This is a genomic window from Streptomyces sp. 2-1 (genome assembly GCF_048564895.1).
GTDB lineage: Bacteria > Actinomycetota > Actinomycetes > Streptomycetales > Streptomycetaceae > Streptomyces > Streptomyces phaeochromogenes.
Window position 1 is genome coordinate 1,926,135 of record NZ_CP183383.1, and the last position, 17,908, is coordinate 1,944,042.

Here is a 17,908-nt window from a genome sequence, read left to right on the forward strand (position 1 = left end):
GCGCAGCAGTACACCGGAACGATCGCGTCACGCTCGAACATGCGCACCGAGCCGTGGTCCGTGTCTGCGTTCGATCGCGTCACTCACCCGTCGGTGCGAGATCATGCGGTGCATGAGCGACGACCACACGCATGTCCAGGAGTTCTTCGGGGCCCGCGCGGCCGACTGGGACGCCCGGTTCCCCGACGACGGTCCGCTGTACGCGGCGGCCGTCACCGAGTTCGGGTTGCGGAAGGGTGACCGGGTGCTCGACGCGGGCTGCGGTACGGGTCGTGCCCTGCCGCCCCTCAGGGACGCCGTGGGGCCCTCCGGAGTGGTCCTCGGAGCGGACCTCACCCCGGCCATGCTGACGGCCGCGGTGCGGGCGGGCCGTGACCGGGTCGGACAGTTGCTGCTCGCCGACGTGGCGGGGCTGCCGCTGCGCTCGGAGTCGCTCGACGCCGTGTTCGCGGCCGGTCTCGTCGCCCACCTTCCGAACCCCTCGGAGAATCTGCGGGAGTTGGCGCGGGTCGTAAGGCCCGCCGGAACACTGGCGCTCTTCCACCCGATCGGCCGGGCGGCCCTCGCGGCGCGCCAGGGCCGGCGGATCACACCGGACGATCTACGGGCGGAGGCCAACCTCCGCCCGCTCCTGTCCGGCTCCGGCTGGCGTCTGACCTCCTACGTGGACGAGGACTCCCGGTTCCTCGCGCTGGCCGTACGCCTCCCCTGAGGCCGCGTATCGGGGCGTTCCTGAGACCTGGGGCGCGTCCGTCGGTCTCAGGCCGTTCCAGCGGCCTCAGGTCGTTCCAGCGATCTCGGCGGCGAAGGCGGCCGGGTCGTCGAACATGATGTTGTGCCCCGCGCCGGGAACCGTCACCACCCGCACTCCGGCGTCCTCCAGGCCTTCCCTGCCCTTGAGTTCGCCGCTGAGGGCGCCCTGGAGATAGACCCGGTCGATCGCCAGCCCTTCGAGTATGCGGCGCATCGTGGGGTTCGATCCGCGGAAGAGTCCGGTCGCGGTGCGGTGGAGGGCACGCGGGTCGGCTAGCCGCATGGTCGCCGCCCACTGCGGGCCGATCTTCTCCAGCACGCGCGCGTGGCCGCCGTTGACGTAGTCGTCCTCTTCGTAGGAGGCGATTCCGCTGCTGCCCGCGGCGACGGGAGGGCGGGGATCGAGGTTGGCCTCGGTGAGGACCAGTCGTGAGACGAGGTCGGGTCGCCGATGGGCGAGCACGATGGCGACGGAGCCGCCCATGCTGTGCGCGATCAGTTCCGCACCGGTGGCGCCCGCCTCGTCCAGCGCCGCCGCCAGCGCGTCCGCGTGGTCGTCCAGGGTGTAGCCGAAGTGCTCCGGCCGGTCGCTGATGCCGTGTCCGGGCAGGTCGACGAACAGGGAGCGCCGACCGGCCAGTTCGGGCCGCGCCGCGATGTGCGCGTGGTAAACGGTCGATGCGGCCCCCAGGCCGTGCACGTACACCCGCGCGGGATCGTCACCCGCCGTCTCCGTCCAGCGGACGCAGTTCCCCTTGCCGTCGAACTCGGCCTGCTTCATCGCCACTCCCCTGTTCCGTCGCATGCTCCTCCAGGAGAATACATCGGATCCGATGTATTGCGAGTTCGATGTACCACGAGAGTGAGGCATAATACGGGCATGCTGGAACTCGCCATCCTCGGTTTCCTGTACGACACCCCGCTGCACGGCTATGAGCTGCGCAAGCGCATCACCGCGCTCGCGGGCCATGTGCGGCCCGTGGCCGAGAGCACTCTGTATCCGGCGATCAAGAGACTGGAGACGGCCGGCCTGCTGGCTCGCGCGACGGAGCCGGGCACGGTGGCCGCCCCGCGTCACGTCCTGACACTCACCGAGGACGGCGGACGCGACCTGCGCCGCAGGCTGACGGAGCCCGTGCAGCGTGACATCACCGACGAGAACCGCTGGTTCACGGTGCTCGCCTTCCTCCGGCATCTCGACGACGCCCCGGCCCAGGCGGCCGTTCTACGGCGACGGCTCGCCTTCCTCGAGGAACCGGCGAGCTTCTTCTACGAAGGTGACCGACCGCTGCGGGCCGAGGAGTTGGACGACCCGTTCCGGCGCGGGATCCTCACCATCGCGCGCGCCACGAGCCGGGCCGAACTGGCATGGCTGCGGTCCATGATCGACTCGCTTGACCCGGGTGGACGGTGACCACCCCACAGCCCGGCCCCTCTTCTGAAGTCGAAGCTTCAACTCTACTTTGAGTAGCAGTACATGAGCGATCGGCTACGGCAACCGCACAGGGGGAAGGTGGCCCGCATGTCCGGCATATTGGCCAGACTCTGGAAGTTCGCTTCACGCCCGCGACCGATCGCGTCCCCGGAGCATCCGCCTCCGGCGAAGCGCCGTCCGGAGAAGCGCACCCACAACCTGTTCGAGGCCGCCGCGGCGTACGTGTCGGCGTGCGCCGAGGACGACCAGGACGGGATCGACGAGGCCGCGACCTGGGTGTCGCCGGAGGCGCTGTCGTTCGGGGTCAACGAGCTGGCCTGCCGGGCCGTGATCGCGATCGCGCGGGAGCGCGACGAGTCGCCCGCGACCGTGGCCCGGACGCTCCTCGGCCTGCCTGCCGTCTGAAGCCGGCCACCACCAGGTCGAGACCTCGGCGGACCCGAGCGGGGACAGGCGCGGGACGGGCGGGGCGGCGACCGGTGGTCGTTTCGCCCCCGTCCAGGGGGACAACCGCAGCTCCGTACGCATTCGGGACCCGTGACAAGCGCCGCAGGGGCGCATTAGGGTGCGCCGACGGACGTAGCGATGGGGAGGCAGGGATGGCCGGGACGGACGATGAGGCCGTCGCCGCCGGGGACGACGACGCACTGTATGTGCTGACGGCGGTGCTGTTGACGCCTGCGCAGTTCCCCAGCGTGCTGGGCGACGACTACCCGGAGGCATGCGCGGCTCTCGCGCTCACGCCGCTCGCCGACGGGTACGGCCTGGTGCTCGGCCAGGACGGGGACGGGTCGCGGTGGACGGTTGTCATCGACGACGTCTCGCTGGTGGCTGTCGCGATCGCGTCCTGGGACTGCGGCATGGAGTACGACCTGTCGCCGGACGAGCGCTCGATGGTCGCGGCGCTGCCCGGGTGGCCGCTCGCGGTGGCCGTGGCAGCGCCCGGTGTGCCCGCCCCGCACGATCCGCCGCCCGACATCGCGGACCAGGCGCCGCTGTCCCCGCCGGACACGTCCGCCTGGGGCGCGGCTCAGCGACGTCTGGGCGCCGACGAGATCGCCCTCCAGTGGGCAGCATGGCGTGAGCAGATCGACGACGAGGAGTTCGCCGGTCAGAACGGCGAGGCGCCGGCGGAGCAGGACGCACAGGGCGACGACTCCGGCAAGGGCGAAGAGGCCGACGACAGCGGGAGCGCACCTCTCAGCGGCGTCCAGCGCGTCCTCGCGGAGGCTCGCTCGTACGTGGACTCGCCACCTCCCCCCGGCCGAGTGCGGTCGTCCTTCGCCTCGGGTGACGCGCGGATGCTCCGGGCCGACGGGCCGGGCTGGTCGATGGTGGCCAGGACCGACGACATCGCCTTCGTGCTCCTCGACGAGAAGCCCGGAGAGGTTCTGCCGGTCGGCCGGGGGCCCGAACTGCCCGGGCTGCTGGAGGCGCTGGACAAGATCGCCGTACGTCCCAGCTGAGCCCGCTGGTCGGCCCGAGGCGGCAGGTGGCCGCTCCTGTGGTGCGTCCTGCCGGTCGCCGTCCGACACACTCAGGACGTGGGTACGGACGCACTCACGACGTGGGTACGGACGCAGTCACGACGCATGGACAGCGGGGCGCGCAGCCGCCCCCGGGCCGTACCGTCGGCAGGCCCGTGGGCGGCGGCATGGTCGACTCCTGCGCTCTGGAAGGGAATCGACCGGATCGGCCCCGCCTCAGCGGCCCAGCTCCTTGCGGGACACACGGCGCAACCTGCGCCGCTGCGAGGGGTCCAGCGTCAGATACGCTGCCGTCGGAACTCCCAGGACGATCAGGAGGGCAGCCCACCAGGGCAGCCAGATGAGCAGGAGAAGCCCGACCGCCACACCCCCTGCGGCGATCTTCGCGTTCTTCGACATGTGCGTAGCCTCCTTCGCGGCCACTGCCGCTCTCTGTCTTGAGAACGGGTCCGTGTTCCCAGCAGTTCCAGGCCGCGACCCTGATACAACCCTGAGTCGCGTCCCCTACTCGACCCTGAGCGGTTCCCCGACCTCGTACATGTGGCGCAGGGCCTGCCGATAGGAGTCCACGAGTCCCGTCTCCGCGTAAGGGATACCCAACTCTCGGCAGTGTGCGCGCACCAGGGGCCGGACGAGCTTCAGATGAGGGCGGGGCATGCTCGGGAACAGGTGGTGCTCGATCTGGTAGTTGAGGCCGCCCAGGAACCAGTCCGTCGCGGCACCTCCTCGGATGTTGCGCGACGTGAGCACCTGGCGACGCAGATGCCCCCATCCCTCGCCATCGGGGTCGGGCATCTCCATGCCCTTGTGGTTGGGCGCGAAGGCCAGGCCCAGGTGCAGCCCGAAGAGCGCCTGATGGAGCGCGGCGAAGGCGAGGGCCGTACCGAGGGGCATCGAGCCGAGCAGCAGTGTCACGTACCCAGCGACGTGCGCCACGAGCAGGAAGCCCTCGACGACGCGTTCCCGCGGAGGCTGTCGACGCAGGTCCTGGAAGCCGTGGATCTTCAGGGCGATGCCTTCGAGGAGGGTGAGCGGGAAGAAGAGCCAGGCCTGGTTGCGGGTGAGCCAGCGCCGGAAGCCGCTGCGGTCCACGGCCTGTCCGCTGGTGAAGACCAGGACGTCGGCCACGACGTCGGGATCCTTGTGGATGTGATTCGGGTTGGCGTGGTGGCGGTTGTGCTTGTCGTTCCACCAGCCGTAACTCATCCCGAGGAGCAGATTGCTGTGGACGAGCCCGATGAGACGGTTCGCCGAGCGGTTGCCCGCGATCTGGGAGTGCCCCGCGTCGTGGCCTATGAAGGCCGTGCGGGCGGACATCACGGCGAGCAGCGGGGCCAGGAGCAGCACCCACCAGGAGTGGCCGATCAGGACGACGCCCGCGACGATTCCGGCCAGGACCAGCGCGTTGCCGGCGATGGCCAGCGCGTACCAGCCCCGCCTGCGGTCGAGGAGACCCTGGCCCTTGACGGTGCGCAGGAGCGGTGTGAACTCGCTTCCGGCGGAGACCCTGGGAGGGCGTTCCACGACGGCTGAGACGTTTTCGGGCATGGCGGGACTCCGGTTCTGGAGGCTGGAGGAGCAGGCTGGAATGAGCGGGCTGCTGCGGACCGGCCGCAGGGAACGCCGACCTCAAGAAACGTACGGATCGGCGACCCTGGGCGACCATGGCGCCACCACCCGTGTCCGGGCGGGGGACAACCTCGGCCGCCCGGTGGACCTGGCAACACCCTCCGGAGAGAGTGGCCCGCGTCACACCGATCGATGGCCACCGAGAGTCACTCGTGCTGTATCCTCGGCGACCCTGACCCCAGGTAGTCAAATTTGAGGAACGCGTCATAGCTGTGCAGAGGATTCCTGCCGCAACTCCCTCCGAGATCTCAGAACTGGCCCGCTGCTGTGCCGTGTTCATGCCTGCCGATCCGGCCCGTACCGGCACCGTCGCCTTCTGGATGCCCGACGGTGAAGACCCTCCCGCGGTCGACTCCGGTGCTGTCGAGGAACTGACGGTCGCCCTGCCCGGCGAGGACGGTGTCGAGCTGGTGACCGTGCCGGCCGTCGTGCTCCCGGTGCGAGCGGCTCTGCCGGTGCTCACGCGCGCGCGTGCCGTCGCGCACGCCCACAGGGCGACCGCCTTCTGGGGTGCCGCGGCCGTGCTCGCGCTCCAACTCGCCGCACGGGGGCTGCTGCTGCCCGGTCTGAGCGCCGGCGACCACGACGCGTGGCGTGCCGGGCCCCTGGGGGCGGCTGACCTGGGAAGAATCCGCGAACTGGCCGCCGCCATGCCGCCGCACGCACACGCGGTGCCCGTCGACGAGGCGGAGCCGCTGCGGCTCCCCGATCCCGAGTGGCTGCTGCGTGCCTTCCTCGACGCGGTCGCCGACACACTGCCCCGCTCCCCCGCCGCGACACTCGCGGCGGGCGGCCCCGCCTTCGCCGCTCCCGAGCCGCAGCATGTGCCCCAGCAACGCGCGTGGGCCGCCGACGTGGCCGCGGGGCACGACGCCGGCGTACGGATCTCGCTGCGCGTCGAGGTGCCGGGCCTCGCGTCGGCCGTGTCGGACGAGACCCGGCTGCCGTTCCGTGCGGTGCCGCAGTTGCACAGCGTCAGCGATCCGGCCCTGCTGGCGGACGCGGCCGAGGTCTGGGGCGGCACGAACCCGGCCTTCGGTCCGCGCGCGCGGATGGACGCCCTGCTCGCGTTGCGTCGCGCCGCACGGGCCTGGGCCCCACTCACTCCGCTGCTGTCGGCGACCGTGCCCGACTCGATCGAACTCGCCGACGAGGAGGTCACTGAGCTCCTCGGCGAGGGCGCCCGATCGCTCGCGGCCGCCGGTGTGGAAGTGCACTGGCCCAAGGAGCTGGCCCACAAACTGACGGCCCGCGCGGTCATCGGTCCACCGGACGACGAGCGGGACCCCGACGGCCTGTCGTCGGACACGCCGTCGTTCCTGTCGGCCGACGCGCTACTGGCCTTCGACTGGCGGTTCGCCCTGGGCGACCAGCAACTGACGCGTCAGGAGCTGGACCGACTCGCCGAGGCGAACCGCCCCATGGTGCGGCTGCGTGACCAGTGGGTGCTCGTCGACCCCCAGGAGGTTCATCGAGCCCGCACCCAGCAGGATCACAAGCTGACGCCCATCGACGCGCTGAGCGCCGTCCTGACGGGCTCCACGGAGGTCGACGGCCAGAGGATCGACGTACGGCCCACGGGGTGGCTGACGACGCTGCGGGACCGCCTGTCGGACCCGGAGGGGCAGGAGCCCGTCGGGCAGCCCGCCGCGCTGGACGCGACCCTGCGCGACTACCAGCTGCGCGGGCTCAACTGGCTGGCCCGTATGACCTCGTTGGGTCTTGGCGGCTGTCTCGCGGACGACATGGGCCTGGGCAAGACGATCACGCTGATCGCGCTCCATCTGCACCGGCAGACCGACGAGTCCGCCGCAGGACCCACGCTCGTGGTCTGTCCGACGTCCCTGATGGGCAACTGGCAGCGCGAGATCGAGCGGTTCGCCCCGGGCACCCTTGTGCGCCGTTTCCACGGCGCGCGGCGGAGCCTCGAAGGGGTGGCCGACGGCGAGTTCGTACTCACCACGTACGGCACGATGCGGCTCGACGCGCCACGGCTGGCCGAGGCGTCCTGGGGCATGGTCGTCGCCGACGAGGCACAGCACGTGAAGAACCCGTACTCGGACACGGCCAAGCAGCTACGGACGATCGGGGCCCACGCGCGCGTGGCGCTCACCGGCACTCCGGTGGAGAACAACCTCTCCGAGTTGTGGGCGATTCTCGACTGGACGACACCGGGCCTGCTGGGCAGGCTCGGCACGTTCCGCAACCGGTACGCCAAGGCGGTCGAGGGCGGGCAGGATCCGGGGGCGGCGGACCGGCTCGCCCAGCTCGTGCGGCCGTTCCTGCTGCGCCGCCGAAAGTCCGACCCGGGCATCGCACCCGAGCTGCCGCCGAAGACCGAGACCGACCGTGCCGTGTCGCTCACCAAGGAGCAGGCGGGTCTGTACGAGGCGGTGGTCCGCGAGACCCTCGCCGAGATCTCGGGCGCCGACAACATGGCACGGCGCGGACTGATCGTGAAGCTGCTGACCGGGCTGAAGCAGATCTGCAACCACCCGGCGCAGTTCCTCAAGGAGGACAGGCCCAAGATCCCCGGGCGCTCCGGAAAGCTGGAACTGCTGGACGAGTTGCTCGACACGATCCTCTCCGAGGGAGCATGCGTTCTGGTCTTCACTCAGTACGTGCAGATGGCGCGCCTCATCGAACGGCACCTGAGTGCACGCGGCGTCGCCTCGCAGTTCCTGCACGGGGGGACTCCGGTGCCCGAGCGCGAGGCCATGGTGGAGCGCTTCCAGGACGGCGAAGTGCCCGTCTTCCTGTTGTCGTTGAAGGCGGCGGGCACGGGTCTGAACCTGACACGGGCGGAGCATGTCGTGCACTACGACCGCTGGTGGAACCCGGCCGTCGAGGCCCAGGCCACCGACCGGGCGTACCGCATCGGACAGACCCGGCCGGTGCAGGTGCACCGGCTGATCGCCGAGGGGACGATCGAGGACCGCATCGCGGACATGCTGGTGCGCAAGCGGGAGTTGGCGGACTCGGTGCTCGGGTCCGGCGAGTCGGCCCTCACCGAGCTGACCGACAGCGAACTGGCCGACCTGGTGGAACTGCGAGGAGGCACCCGATGAGTGACCCTTACGACAACACCCCGGAGCGCACCTTCGCCGCTCTGCCGCCCGCCCACGGGAGGGGCTTCGCGCTGACCTGGTGGGGGCAGGCCTGGCTGAAGGCCCTGGAGGACGCTGCGCTGGACAACCAGCAGGTGAAGACGGGCCGCAGGCTGGCCCGGGCGGGAGCCGTGGGAGCCGTGTCGGTCCGTCCGGGGCGCATCACAGCGGTGGTCCAGGACCCCGACCGCACCTCGCACCGCGCCGACGTCCTGTTGCAGGAGCTGTCGGAGGAACAGTGGGACCGCTTCCTGGGCATGGCCGTCGAGCGGGCCGGGCACATCGCGGCGCTGCTGGACCGCGAGATGCCGACGCATCTCGTCGAGGACGCGGCGGCCGCCGGTGTCGAACTCCTGCCGGGTCTGGGCGATCTGGAGGCGGAGTGCGACTGCGACGCGTGGGACCACTGCGGTCACACGGCGGCGCTGTGCTACCAGGTGGCGCGGCTGCTGGATCAGGACCCGTTCGTGCTGCTTCTCATGCGCGGTCGCGGTGAGCGCGAGCTGCTGGACGAGTTGCAGGTGCGCAGCGTCCCCCGGGCCGGGACCGAGGCGCCCGGGCAGGAGCGGGCGTACGAGGGCGTGGACGCCGCCGAGGCGTACGCGGACGGGGAGATCCTGCCCCCGCTGCCCGACGCGCCTCCCGTGCCCGCTGAGCCGGGGCTGCCGCCCTCGCTGGACACGGAGACCGATCCGGCGCCCGGGGTCGATCCGGCCGCGCTGGAGTTCCTGGCGACGCAGGCCGCCCGCGAGGCGCACCGACTGCTCACCGAGGCGCTCAGGGCGGGCCACGAACAACGCTCCATAGCGGCCGAGTTGACGCTCACGCAGGACGCGGTGCGGCTGGCCTCGGGGATTCCCGACACTTCGGTGGCCGGTCGGCTCGCGGAGGGGTCGGGCCGGGACCGCGAGGGGCTGGCCCTGGCCGTCCGCGCCTGGGAACACGGGGGCACGGCCGCGCTCGACGTGCTGGAGGCCGACCGGCCGGTGCAGGCGGAGACCCTCGCACGCGCGCGTGCCGCCCTGGAGTCGGCCTGGGAGGAGGACCAGCGGCCTGCCCTGCGTGCGTCCCGCAATCGCTGGACCGTGGCCGACGGTCGGACACAGTTGCGTCTGGGGGCGGACGGCCGTTGGTGGCCCTACCGCAAGGAACGGGGACGCTGGGCGCCCGCGGGTCCCGCGTCCCAGGATCCGGCGACCGCGCTCGCTCTGGCGGAGGGGCAGGAGTGACGCCTGTCTGACGGGCACGCAGGGCGCGCAGGAACATGCAGGGCACGCAAGGCACTTGGAGCGAGCAGAGCACCGGGACCGGCACCGCCCACCGGATGAGTGGTGGACGCCCGGTGTTCACTCTCCGGCCGTGCGGCGTTCGGGGAGGGGGCGAACTCTGGCCGCTGTCACCGAATTCGTGCCTCAGGAGGCCCCATGTCCCCGTACGCCGCAGGCCGGCGCAGCGTCCACCGTTCCGTAGCCGCGGGCGTGCCGCTCGCCCTGGTGGCCGCTCTCGCGGTGGCGGGTACCGCGGTCGGGGCGCCCTCCAAGGAGGCGCGTGTCACGGGTTCCGCGACGCTCGGCGACATTCCGCTCGGCACGTTCAGCAACGCGCTGCTGCCCGGCACTGTGGGCGACGACCGGGGCGTGGATCTCGGCGGCATCGGAAGCGACATCTATCCCGCGGGCCGCAAGGGCGAGTTCTGGACGGTCACCGACCGCGGCCCCAACGGCCAGATCAAGGTGGCCGGCGAGAAGCGCCGCACCTTCGCCGTGCCCGGCTTCGATCCGGCGATCGTAAAGATCCGGGTGTCCGGAAGCACCGTGAAGGTGCTGGACGCGATCCCGATCACCACCTCCTCGGGGAAGCCCGTCACGGGCCTGTCCAACCAGAAGGGGCGCGACGAGGCGCCGTACTCGTACGACGCGAAGACACCGCTCTCGTACAACCCGAACGGGCTGGACACCGAGGGGATCGTGCGGGCCGAGGACCGCAGTTTCTGGCTCGTGGACGAGTACGCGCCCTCGCTGATCCACGTCTCCGCGCGCGGGAAGATACTCACCCGGTACGTGCCCAAGGGGCTGGGCCTGACCGGTGCGGACTACCGGGTGGTCGAGGCGCTGCCCGCCGTCCTGCTGCACCGGAAGATCAACCGTGGCTTCGAAGGGCTGGCCCAACTTCCGGGCGGGGATCTGGTGATGGCCGTGCAGAGCCCGCTGTCCCTGCCGGACACGGATGCGGGCGAGGCGTCGCTGACGACACGCCTGCTGCGCTTCTCGACGAAGAAGCGGGCGGTCACCGCCGAGTACGCGTACCGGTTCGACCCGGTGAACGTGGTCGACCCGAGCGAGGACGACACCTCCGAGCTGAAGATCTCCTCCGTGGTGGCCGTCGGCCGCGACCGGCTGCTCGTCGAGGAACGCACCGACAAGGCCGCCCGGTTGCAGGTCGTGAAGCTGACCCGCGGTGCGGACATCCTCGGGGACAAGTGGGACGACGACACGACGTCGCCCTCCCTGGAGCAGCTCGACGACCCCGCGGCCTCCGGCGTTCCGGTGCTGCGCAAGCGTCTGGTCGTCGACCTCGGCGCGGTGAAGGGGGTGCCCGGGAAGATCGAGGGCGTCGCGCGCGTGGATCACGACACTCTCGCGCTCATCAACGACAACGACTTCGGGATGACGGACGGGCCGGAGGCTTTCGACGCCCAGGGACGGCTGGTGGACAGCGGCATCGAGACCACCGTGACATACGTACGGCTGCCGCGCGGGATCTGAATTCCCGCGCCCGCTCGGCGTTTTCACCCCTCCACGCGTGCGTGCCTCACGTCAGCGGTTTGGTGAGCTTGCGTTTTCCGGCACCGACGTCCGCGGCCAGGCTGCAGGCGACCTTGTCTATGCCGAGCTTGAACCCCGTGGGGTCGGGATACTGCACCAGAGTGCCCCGCACGGTGCCTGCGGGCTGCTTGGCCGCCTTGGTGTCCAGGGGTTTCGCGCAGAGTGCCGATGCCGCCTTCTTGAGGGCGGCATCGGTCGTGTAGGTGCCCTCCAGTTCGGCCACCTTCACGACCTCGGCGTCGTGTGCCGCGCGGCACGAACGCTTCGCGGCCTGGCCGGGTTTGGTGTCGTCGATGTTGAAGCAGTCACCGGTTTGCAGCATGTAGTACGGCACGTCGTCGCCCGCGAGGGACGGGAGCAGCGAGTCCAGGTCGGTCGGGACGCCGCTGGGCAGACCGGACGGCACCTCGGTGGGCAGGGAGGGCAGTTCGCTGGGCAGCTCCGAAGGGATGCTCAGCGAAGGCGTCGGCAGTCCCCCTGTGGTGGAGTCGCTCTCCGACGGCGACTTCTTGTCGGACGAACCGTCACCGCTGGTGGCCACCATGGCTACCGCGGAGCCGGCGCCGAGGGTCACGATCACGGCCAGCACGATGAACAGCACCCGGCGGCGCCGTCCAGGACCGCCCGGTCGCCCGGGAGGCGGCGACGGTGGTGGCGGTGGTGGCTGCCAGCCTCCTCCGCCGCCTTGCCACGGCGGACCGTTGCCTCCAGGAGGAGGGCCGTAGCCCGCCGGAGGAGGTCCGAAGCCTTCGGGCAGCGGGCCGAATCCACCGCCGCCCGGAGGAGGCGTGTTGTCCGGCGGCCGAGGAGGCTGGGGCGGTAAGGGCGGCGTGGCCATACCGTCAAGAGTCGCCTCGAACCGGTCACGATGCGACCCCTGCGCGGAACTTGATACGGACTCATCGCGTGGATCGCATGATTCCGGAGGATTCCGCGCAGGAGTTGCCGGGCCGTGCACCGACTGGTTACGACCGGTCGAAATCGGCCGTAATCAGTCGGGACCGAACGAAATCCGAACGGAAGCCGAACAGAAGCCGTACGGAATCAGCCGCGGACGCCCAGCAGGTGGTCCATGGCCAGCTGGTCCAGGTGCTCGAACGCCATCCCGCGCGCGGCGGCCGTCTCGGCGTCGAAGTCCTCGAAGGCCGCACGGTCCGCGAGCAGCGCCTGGAGACCGTCCGAGGCGGTGGGCTGCGCCAGTTCGTCCAGACGCGAGGCACGCAGGGCCTCCTGGACCTCGGGGTCGGCCCGGAAGGCGGCCGTCCGGTCGCGCAGGATCAGGTAGTTGCGCATGCAGCCGGCGGCCGACGCCCACACGCCGTCGTAGTCCTCGGTCCTCGGCGGCTTGAAGTCGAAGTGCCTCGGACCGGCGTAACCGGCCGTCTCCAGGAGGTCGACGAGCCAGAACGCGGACCGCAGATCGCCCGCTCCGAAGCGCAGGTCCTGGTCGTACTTGATGCCGGACTGGCCGTTGAGGTCGATGTGGAAGAGCTTGCCCGCCCACAGGGCCTGGGCGATGCCGTGCGGGAAGTTCAGCCCGGCCATCTGCTCGTGGCCCACCTCCGGGTTGACGCCGTACATCTCGGGCCGCTCCAGGCGCTCGATGAACGCCAGGGCGTGACCGACCGTCGGCAGGAGGATGTCGCCACGGGGCTCGTTCGGCTTCGGCTCGATCGCGAAGCGCAGGTCGTAGCCCTGGGAGGTCACGTACTCGCCGAGGAGGTCGAAGGCCTCCTTCATACGGTCGAGCGCCACCCGTACGTCCTTGGCAGCGCCGGACTCGGCCCCCTCACGGCCGCCCCAGGCAACGTAGATCTGCGCGCCCAGCTCCACGGCCAGGTCGATGTTGCGGATCGTCTTGCGCAGCGCGTACCGGCGTACGTCCCGGTCGTTGGCGGTGAAGGCACCGTCCTTGAAGACGGGGTGCGTGAAGAGGTTCGTGGTGGCCATCGGCACGGTCATACCGGTCGTGTCGAGAGCCTGCCGGAAGCGCTTGATGTGCGACTCGCGCTCGGTGTCCGAGGACCCGAAGGGGATCAGGTCGTCGTCGTGGAACGTCACTCCGTAGGCGCCGAGCTCCGCCAGGCGCTGCACCGACTCGACCGGGTCCAGGGCGGCCCGGGTGGCGTCACCGAACGGGTCCCTTCCCTGCCAGCCGACGGTCCACAAGCCGAAGGTGAACCTGTCCTCGGGGGTGGGCTGGTAGTTCATGCCGCGGCTCCTTGCTTGCTCCGACTATTTCGTCATGGCACTTAACAAATTAGTATGCGGAGGCATCTCTGGGAAGAGACAAGATGTCCTCGAACGGGGACGAGGAGTGGAATGCGCGCCGCGTGGGCCCGGATCCACTCCGAAAACACCAGGTCAGATCCCGCGGAGCCGCGGAAGAGGGAGAGCCCGATGTCAGCAGCCGAGGGTCCGCTCGTCGTCGGCGTGGACACGTCCACGCAGTCCACCAAGGCCCTGGTCGTGGACGCGGCCACCGGCGAGGTCGTGGCGAGCGGCCAGGCGCCGCACACCGTCTCCTCCGGAGCGGGTCGCGAGAGCGATCCGCGGCAGTGGTGGGACGCGCTGTGCGAGGCGCTGCACCAGTGCGGGGACGCGGCACGCGAGGCCGCGGCGGTGTCCGTGGGCGGCCAGCAGCACGGGCTCGTCACGCTCGACGCCCAGGGCGACCCGGTGCGTCCGGCCCTGCTGTGGAACGACGTGCGCTCGGCTCCGCAGGCCCGTCGTCTCGTGGAGGAGCTGGGCGGCCCGAAGGCCTGGGCCGAGCGCACCGGCAGTGTGCCGGGCCCGTCCTTCACGGTCACCAAGTGGGCGTGGCTCGCCGAGCACGAGCCCGACTCCGTCCGGGCGACCGCGGCCGTACGACTCCCTCACGACTACCTCACCGAGCGCCTCACGGGGCTGGGCACGACCGACCGCGGTGATGCCTCCGGTACGGGCTGGTGGGCGTCCGGTACGGAGGCGTACGACGAGGAGGTCCTCCGCCATGTGGGGCTCGACCCGGCCCTGCTGCCGCGGGTGGTCCGGCCCGGTGAGGTCGCTGGAACCGTGCGCGACAGCGGCGACCTGCCCTTCTCCAAGGGCACGCTGGTCGCGCCCGGCACCGGTGACAACGCCGCCGCGGCGCTCGGACTGGGGCTGCGTCCGGGTACTGCGGTGCTCAGCCTCGGCACGTCCGGCACCGTGTACGCGGTCTCCACGCGCCGCCCCGCCGACCCGACCGGAACCGTGGCGGGCTTCGCCGACGCGCGCGGCGACTGGCTGCCGCTGGCCTGCACCCTCAACTGCACGCTCGCCGTGGACCGCGTAGCCGCTCTGCTGGGCATCGACCGTGAAGCCGTCGAGCCCGGCACGAGCGTGACGCTGCTCCCCTACCTGGACGGCGAGCGCACTCCCGACCTGCCGCACGCCTCGGGGCTGCTGCACGGGCTGCGACACGACACGACGCGCGGACAGCTGCTCCAGGCCGCATACGACGGGGCGGTCCACTCGCTGCTCGGCGCGCTCGACCTGGTGCTCGACGAGGACGCGGACCGTTCGGCTCCGCTGCTGCTCATCGGCGGAGGCGCGCGGGGCACGGCCTGGCAGGAGACCGTACGACGGCTGTCCGGGCGGCCGGTCCAGGTGCCCGAAGCCAAGGAGCTGGTGGCGCTCGGTGCCGCCGCACAGGCCGCGGGCGTGCTGACCGGCGAGGATCCGGCGGCGGTGGCCCGGCGCTGGGACACGGCCCGCGGGCCGGTGCTGGACGCCGTGGAGCGCGACGAGGCGGCGCTGGCGCGGATCGCCGGGGTACTCTCCGACGCGGCCCCGCTACTGGAGCGGGAGGCTGAGCAGCGCTGATGCCCACGCCCGAGGAGGCGGGGCCGATCAGCACCGGCGGCCCCCTTCCCGGCGGCGTCGCACACACGGACAGATCGGCACGCACGGCCAGCACAGCCCTGAGGCGACCGGCCGGACGAGGACTGGACGAGGACTGACGGAGGCATGACCGCACCGCTGCACGAGGCCCATCCCAGCAGTCCCGGCCGTCGGCTGCCCGATACCCAACAGGGCATGCGGCGCCGCAACCTCTCCCGGGTGTTGCACACCGTGAACGCCGAGGGACCGCTGTCCCGTGCCGCCGTCGCGTCACGCATCGGACTCACTCGCGCGGCTGTCTCCACGCTCGTGGACGAGCTGATCCGCTCGGGGCTCCTTGAGGAGCTGGGTCCCGAGCGGCCCGGGCGGGTGGGGCGGCCCGGCTCGGCGCTCGCCCTCAGCGGGCGCGGTCCGGCGGGCATCGGTGCGGAGGTGGGCGTCGACCATCTCGCCGTGTGCGCGGTCGATCTGCGCGGTGAAGTACGAGCCCGGGCGGTGCGGCACGGCACCAACCGCGGCCGGTCGCCCGAACCGGTGCTGCGGGAACTGACCCGGCTCATACGGCAGGTCGTCGCCGAAGCGGCCAAGGAAGGCCTGCGGCCCGCGGGACTCGCCGTCGCCGTGCCCGGCCTGGTGGCGCGCGACGCCCGGACCGTGGTGCGCGCCCCCAACCTCGACTGGCACGACACGGACCTCGGCGCTCTGCTGCCGGACGAGGTCCCGCTGACCGTCGACAACGAGGCGAACTTCGGCGGGCTTGCCGAACTCTGGCTCAACGAGACCGCGCCGCGCGACTTCGTGCACGTCTCCGCCGAGATCGGCATCGGCGGGGCGGTGGTCGTGGACGGGCGGCTGCTGCGTGGAACGCATGGCTTCGCGGGCGAGTTGGGACATGTCCCGGTGCGTCCCGAGGGGCCTGCGTGTGCGTGCGGCGGGCGCGGCTGTCTGGAGCAGTACGCCGGCGAGGAGGCCGTCCTGCGCGCGGCCGGCCTGGAACCGGGCGAGGACCGCGTCGGCCTGCTGGCCGAACGTGCGGCACAGGGCGACAAGAACGTGCGCCGGGCCCTGCGTGACGCCGGGACCGCGCTGGGCATCGCGCTGACCGGCGCCGTCAATCTGCTCGACCCCGAAGCCGTCGTCCTGGGCGGGGCGCTGTCCGGGCTCGCGCCCTGGCTGCTGCCGTCGCTGGAGCGGGAGTTGGCCCGCAGGACTGCCGGTCCCGCCTGCGCGGTGTCCGTCTCCCGGCTCGGTCCCGAGGGCCCGCTGCTGGGTGCCGCGCACTCGGTCGTGCGGGCCGTGATGGACGATCCGGCGGCGGTGGGGGGCGGCGGGGCGTAGGGCGCTGCCGAAGACGTCCTGGATCTCCTTGGCTTCTTGGGACCCCTGGGCCCCCTGGACCCCTGGCCCCCTGGACGCCCCGGGCTCGGGCTCGGGCTCGGGAGGATGATCTCGGCCTGGTCTTCAGGCCCGTCACAGCGCTCTCTTCGCTGCGCTCTCCTCGTTGCGTCCCGGCGCCTCAATCACCCTTGTGGGTGGCGAAGTTATCCACAGTCACAGCGTTGTCCACGGGCCTGAGAGCGTTCTTCCTCCCCAACCGACGAGAGCCGTACCGTGATTCACGCGAGACGCCACCGTCGGACGAACCGGACGGAGGCGTGTCCGGGCTGGCGGCGCCGGTGTCGTACGTGGATTCGGTGGTCGCTGCCTGGATGATGGCCGCAGTGGTGGTGCTCGTGGTGCCGCTGCGACGTCGTCCGCCACCCTTCGGCAGAACGGAGCTGTGCACCATGAGCGACCCTCGAATCCTGACCGTACGCCCCGAACCCGGCGAGTACGCCTGGACGTTCGGCGGTGCGCCGCCGGTGGCGCGCATCGCGCCGGGCACGGTCCTCGACCTCTATACGGAGGACTGCTTCGCCGGGCGGGTGCGGTCGGAGAAGGACCTGGTGTCCGAGGTGTGCGAGTTCCCGTTCCTCAATCCGCAGACGGGGCCGTTCCATGTGGAGGGCGCGGAGCCGGGTGACACGGTCGCCGTGCACTTCGTGTCGATCGAGCCGGCGCGGGACTGGGCCGCGTCGACGACGGTGCCGCTGTTCGGGGCGCTCACGTCCACGCACACCACGGCCACGCTGCAGCCTCCCCTGCCGGAGACCGTGTGGATCTGGCAGCTCGACCGGGCGCGCCGCACCGCGCTGTTCAGCGCTCGCGACAGCGATATCCGGATCGAGCTGCCCATGGACCCGATGCACGGCACCGTCGGTGTGGCGCCCGCCAACCTGGAGGTGCGCTCGGCTCTCGTCCCGGACGCGCACGGCGGGAACATGGACACACCGGAGATGCGGGCCGGTGTCACCTGCTATCTCGGGGTGAACGTCGAAGGGGCTCTGCTGAGCCTCGGTGACGGGCACGCGCGGCAGGGTGAGGGCGAGACCTGTGGAGTCGCCGTCGAGTGTGCGATGAACACCGTGGTGATCGTCGAGTTGCTCAAGGGGGTCGCCACCCCGTGGCCCCGCATCGAGTCCGACACCCACATCATCTCGACCGGTTCGGCGCGCCCGTTGGAGGACGCGTTCCGGATATCGCAGCTCGACCTGGTGCAGTGGCTGGTGCGGGACTACGGGTTCAGCCAGCTGGATGCCTACCAGTTCGCGACCCAGACCGTCGAGTCACCGCTGGCCAATGTCTGCGACACCAACTACACGTGCGTCGCCAAGCTCCGCAAGGAATGGCTGCCCGAGCGGGAGACCTACCGGGGACTGCACGCCCAGCTACGCGAAACGGCCGCCGCGCTGGGACGTTGAATCGCCC

Annotated in this window: 15 protein-coding genes; 10 read left to right on the forward strand and 5 right to left on the reverse strand. The window is 71.2% G+C overall.

Annotation, left to right across the window (positions count from 1 at the left end; translation table 11 throughout):
• The first annotated feature begins 112 nt into the window (after positions 1-112).
• The gene (locus ACN20J_RS08460; RefSeq protein ID WP_190231648.1) at positions 113-712 is read left to right on the forward strand and encodes a class I SAM-dependent methyltransferase; all 600 of its coding nucleotides are present in this window, start codon (positions 113-115) and stop codon (positions 710-712) included.
• A gap of 66 nt (positions 713-778) precedes the next feature.
• On the opposite strand, the gene ACN20J_RS08465 is transcribed toward ACN20J_RS08460, so the two are convergent.
• The gene (locus ACN20J_RS08465; protein WP_190231759.1) at positions 779-1,534 is read right to left on the reverse strand and encodes an alpha/beta fold hydrolase; all 756 of its coding nucleotides are present in this window, start codon (positions 1,532-1,534) and stop codon (positions 779-781) included.
• Positions 1,535-1,633: 99 nt separating this feature from the next.
• Between ACN20J_RS08465 and ACN20J_RS08470 the strand changes: the two genes are divergently transcribed.
• From ACN20J_RS08470 to ACN20J_RS08480, 3 genes are all read left to right on the forward strand, one after another.
• Positions 1,634-2,167 carry a PadR family transcriptional regulator gene (locus ACN20J_RS08470; protein ID WP_190231649.1) on the forward strand — a complete coding sequence of 178 codons (534 nt, stop codon included), beginning with the start codon at positions 1,634-1,636 and terminating at the stop codon, positions 2,165-2,167.
• A 108-nt stretch (positions 2,168-2,275) separates the two neighbouring features.
• Positions 2,276-2,593, forward strand: a complete 318-nt coding sequence (locus ACN20J_RS08475) for a hypothetical protein (protein WP_190231650.1) — start codon at positions 2,276-2,278, stop codon at positions 2,591-2,593.
• 194 nt (positions 2,594-2,787) lie between these two features.
• Positions 2,788-3,654 carry a hypothetical protein gene (locus tag ACN20J_RS08480; protein WP_190231651.1) on the forward strand — a complete coding sequence of 289 codons (867 nt, stop codon included), beginning with the start codon at positions 2,788-2,790 and terminating at the stop codon, positions 3,652-3,654.
• A 237-nt stretch (positions 3,655-3,891) separates the two neighbouring features.
• Here the strand turns inward: ACN20J_RS08480 and ACN20J_RS08485 are convergent, their stop codons facing one another.
• Both ACN20J_RS08485 and ACN20J_RS08490 read right to left on the reverse strand, forming a co-directional pair.
• Complete coding sequence (locus tag ACN20J_RS08485) at positions 3,892-4,074, reverse strand: hypothetical protein (protein WP_189843769.1); 183 nt, start codon at positions 4,072-4,074, stop codon at positions 3,892-3,894.
• A 105-nt stretch (positions 4,075-4,179) separates the two neighbouring features.
• Entirely contained in the window at positions 4,180-5,223 is a 1,044-nt protein-coding gene (locus ACN20J_RS08490; protein WP_190231652.1) for an acyl-CoA desaturase, read from the reverse strand.
• 293 nt (positions 5,224-5,516) lie between these two features.
• Here ACN20J_RS08490 and ACN20J_RS08495 point away from each other — a divergent pair, with 293 nt between their 5' ends.
• The 3 genes from ACN20J_RS08495 (at position 5,517) to ACN20J_RS08505 (ending at position 11,176) form a co-directional block, all read left to right on the forward strand.
• On the forward strand, positions 5,517-8,372 hold the full coding sequence (locus ACN20J_RS08495; protein ID WP_419665637.1) for a DEAD/DEAH box helicase: 2,856 nt from the start codon (positions 5,517-5,519) through the stop codon (positions 8,370-8,372).
• Complete coding sequence (locus ACN20J_RS08500; protein WP_419665638.1) at positions 8,369-9,640, forward strand: SWF or SNF family helicase; 1,272 nt, start codon at positions 8,369-8,371, stop codon at positions 9,638-9,640. The genes ACN20J_RS08495 and ACN20J_RS08500 overlap by 4 nt, the downstream gene beginning before the upstream one ends.
• A gap of 195 nt (positions 9,641-9,835) precedes the next feature.
• A complete protein-coding gene (locus tag ACN20J_RS08505) occupies positions 9,836-11,176 on the forward strand; it encodes an esterase-like activity of phytase family protein (protein ID WP_361992126.1) in 1,341 nt (446 codons plus the stop codon).
• 46 nt (positions 11,177-11,222) lie between these two features.
• Here ACN20J_RS08505 and ACN20J_RS08510 read toward each other — a convergent pair whose 3' ends face one another.
• Complete coding sequence (locus ACN20J_RS08510; protein WP_419665639.1) at positions 11,223-11,837, reverse strand: hypothetical protein; 615 nt, start codon at positions 11,835-11,837, stop codon at positions 11,223-11,225.
• Positions 11,838-12,280: 443 nt separating this feature from the next.
• Complete coding sequence (gene xylA, locus ACN20J_RS08515) at positions 12,281-13,447, reverse strand: xylose isomerase (RefSeq protein WP_055611788.1); 1,167 nt, start codon at positions 13,445-13,447, stop codon at positions 12,281-12,283.
• Positions 13,448-13,636: 189 nt separating this feature from the next.
• Between xylA and xylB the strand changes: the two genes are divergently transcribed.
• From xylB to ACN20J_RS08530, 3 genes are all read left to right on the forward strand, one after another.
• Complete coding sequence (gene xylB, locus ACN20J_RS08520; protein ID WP_362295401.1) at positions 13,637-15,082, forward strand: xylulokinase; 1,446 nt, start codon at positions 13,637-13,639, stop codon at positions 15,080-15,082.
• Positions 15,083-15,226: 144 nt separating this feature from the next.
• Positions 15,227-16,438, forward strand: coding sequence for an ROK family transcriptional regulator (locus ACN20J_RS08525; protein ID WP_360759398.1), 1,212 nt, complete (start codon positions 15,227-15,229; stop codon positions 16,436-16,438).
• Between the two features lie 449 nt (positions 16,439-16,887).
• Positions 16,888-17,901, forward strand: coding sequence for an acetamidase/formamidase family protein (locus tag ACN20J_RS08530; protein ID WP_419665640.1), 1,014 nt, complete (start codon positions 16,888-16,890; stop codon positions 17,899-17,901).
• Positions 17,902-17,908 lie beyond the last annotated feature (7 nt).

Coding starts and splice junctions, on each gene's coding strand:
- xylA (WP_055611788.1), bottom strand. CDS start 13,447: ATGAACTACCAGCCCACCCCCGAGGACAGGTTCACCTTCGGCTTGTGG.
- ACN20J_RS08505 (WP_361992126.1), top strand. CDS start 9,836: ATGTCCCCGTACGCCGCAGGCCGGCGCAGCGTCCACCGTTCCGTAGCC.
- ACN20J_RS08480 (WP_190231651.1), top strand. CDS start 2,788: ATGGCCGGGACGGACGATGAGGCCGTCGCCGCCGGGGACGACGACGCA.
- ACN20J_RS08525 (WP_360759398.1), top strand. CDS start 15,227: ATGACCGCACCGCTGCACGAGGCCCATCCCAGCAGTCCCGGCCGTCGG.
- ACN20J_RS08470 (WP_190231649.1), top strand. CDS start 1,634: ATGCTGGAACTCGCCATCCTCGGTTTCCTGTACGACACCCCGCTGCAC.
- ACN20J_RS08475 (WP_190231650.1), top strand. CDS start 2,276: ATGTCCGGCATATTGGCCAGACTCTGGAAGTTCGCTTCACGCCCGCGA.
- ACN20J_RS08530 (WP_419665640.1), top strand. CDS start 16,888: ATGAGCGACCCTCGAATCCTGACCGTACGCCCCGAACCCGGCGAGTAC.
- ACN20J_RS08500 (WP_419665638.1), top strand. CDS start 8,369: ATGAGTGACCCTTACGACAACACCCCGGAGCGCACCTTCGCCGCTCTG.
- xylB (WP_362295401.1), top strand. CDS start 13,637: ATGTCAGCAGCCGAGGGTCCGCTCGTCGTCGGCGTGGACACGTCCACG.
- ACN20J_RS08490 (WP_190231652.1), bottom strand. CDS start 5,223: ATGCCCGAAAACGTCTCAGCCGTCGTGGAACGCCCTCCCAGGGTCTCC.
- ACN20J_RS08485 (WP_189843769.1), bottom strand. CDS start 4,074: ATGTCGAAGAACGCGAAGATCGCCGCAGGGGGTGTGGCGGTCGGGCTT.
- ACN20J_RS08465 (WP_190231759.1), bottom strand. CDS start 1,534: ATGAAGCAGGCCGAGTTCGACGGCAAGGGGAACTGCGTCCGCTGGACG.
- ACN20J_RS08460 (WP_190231648.1), top strand. CDS start 113: ATGAGCGACGACCACACGCATGTCCAGGAGTTCTTCGGGGCCCGCGCG.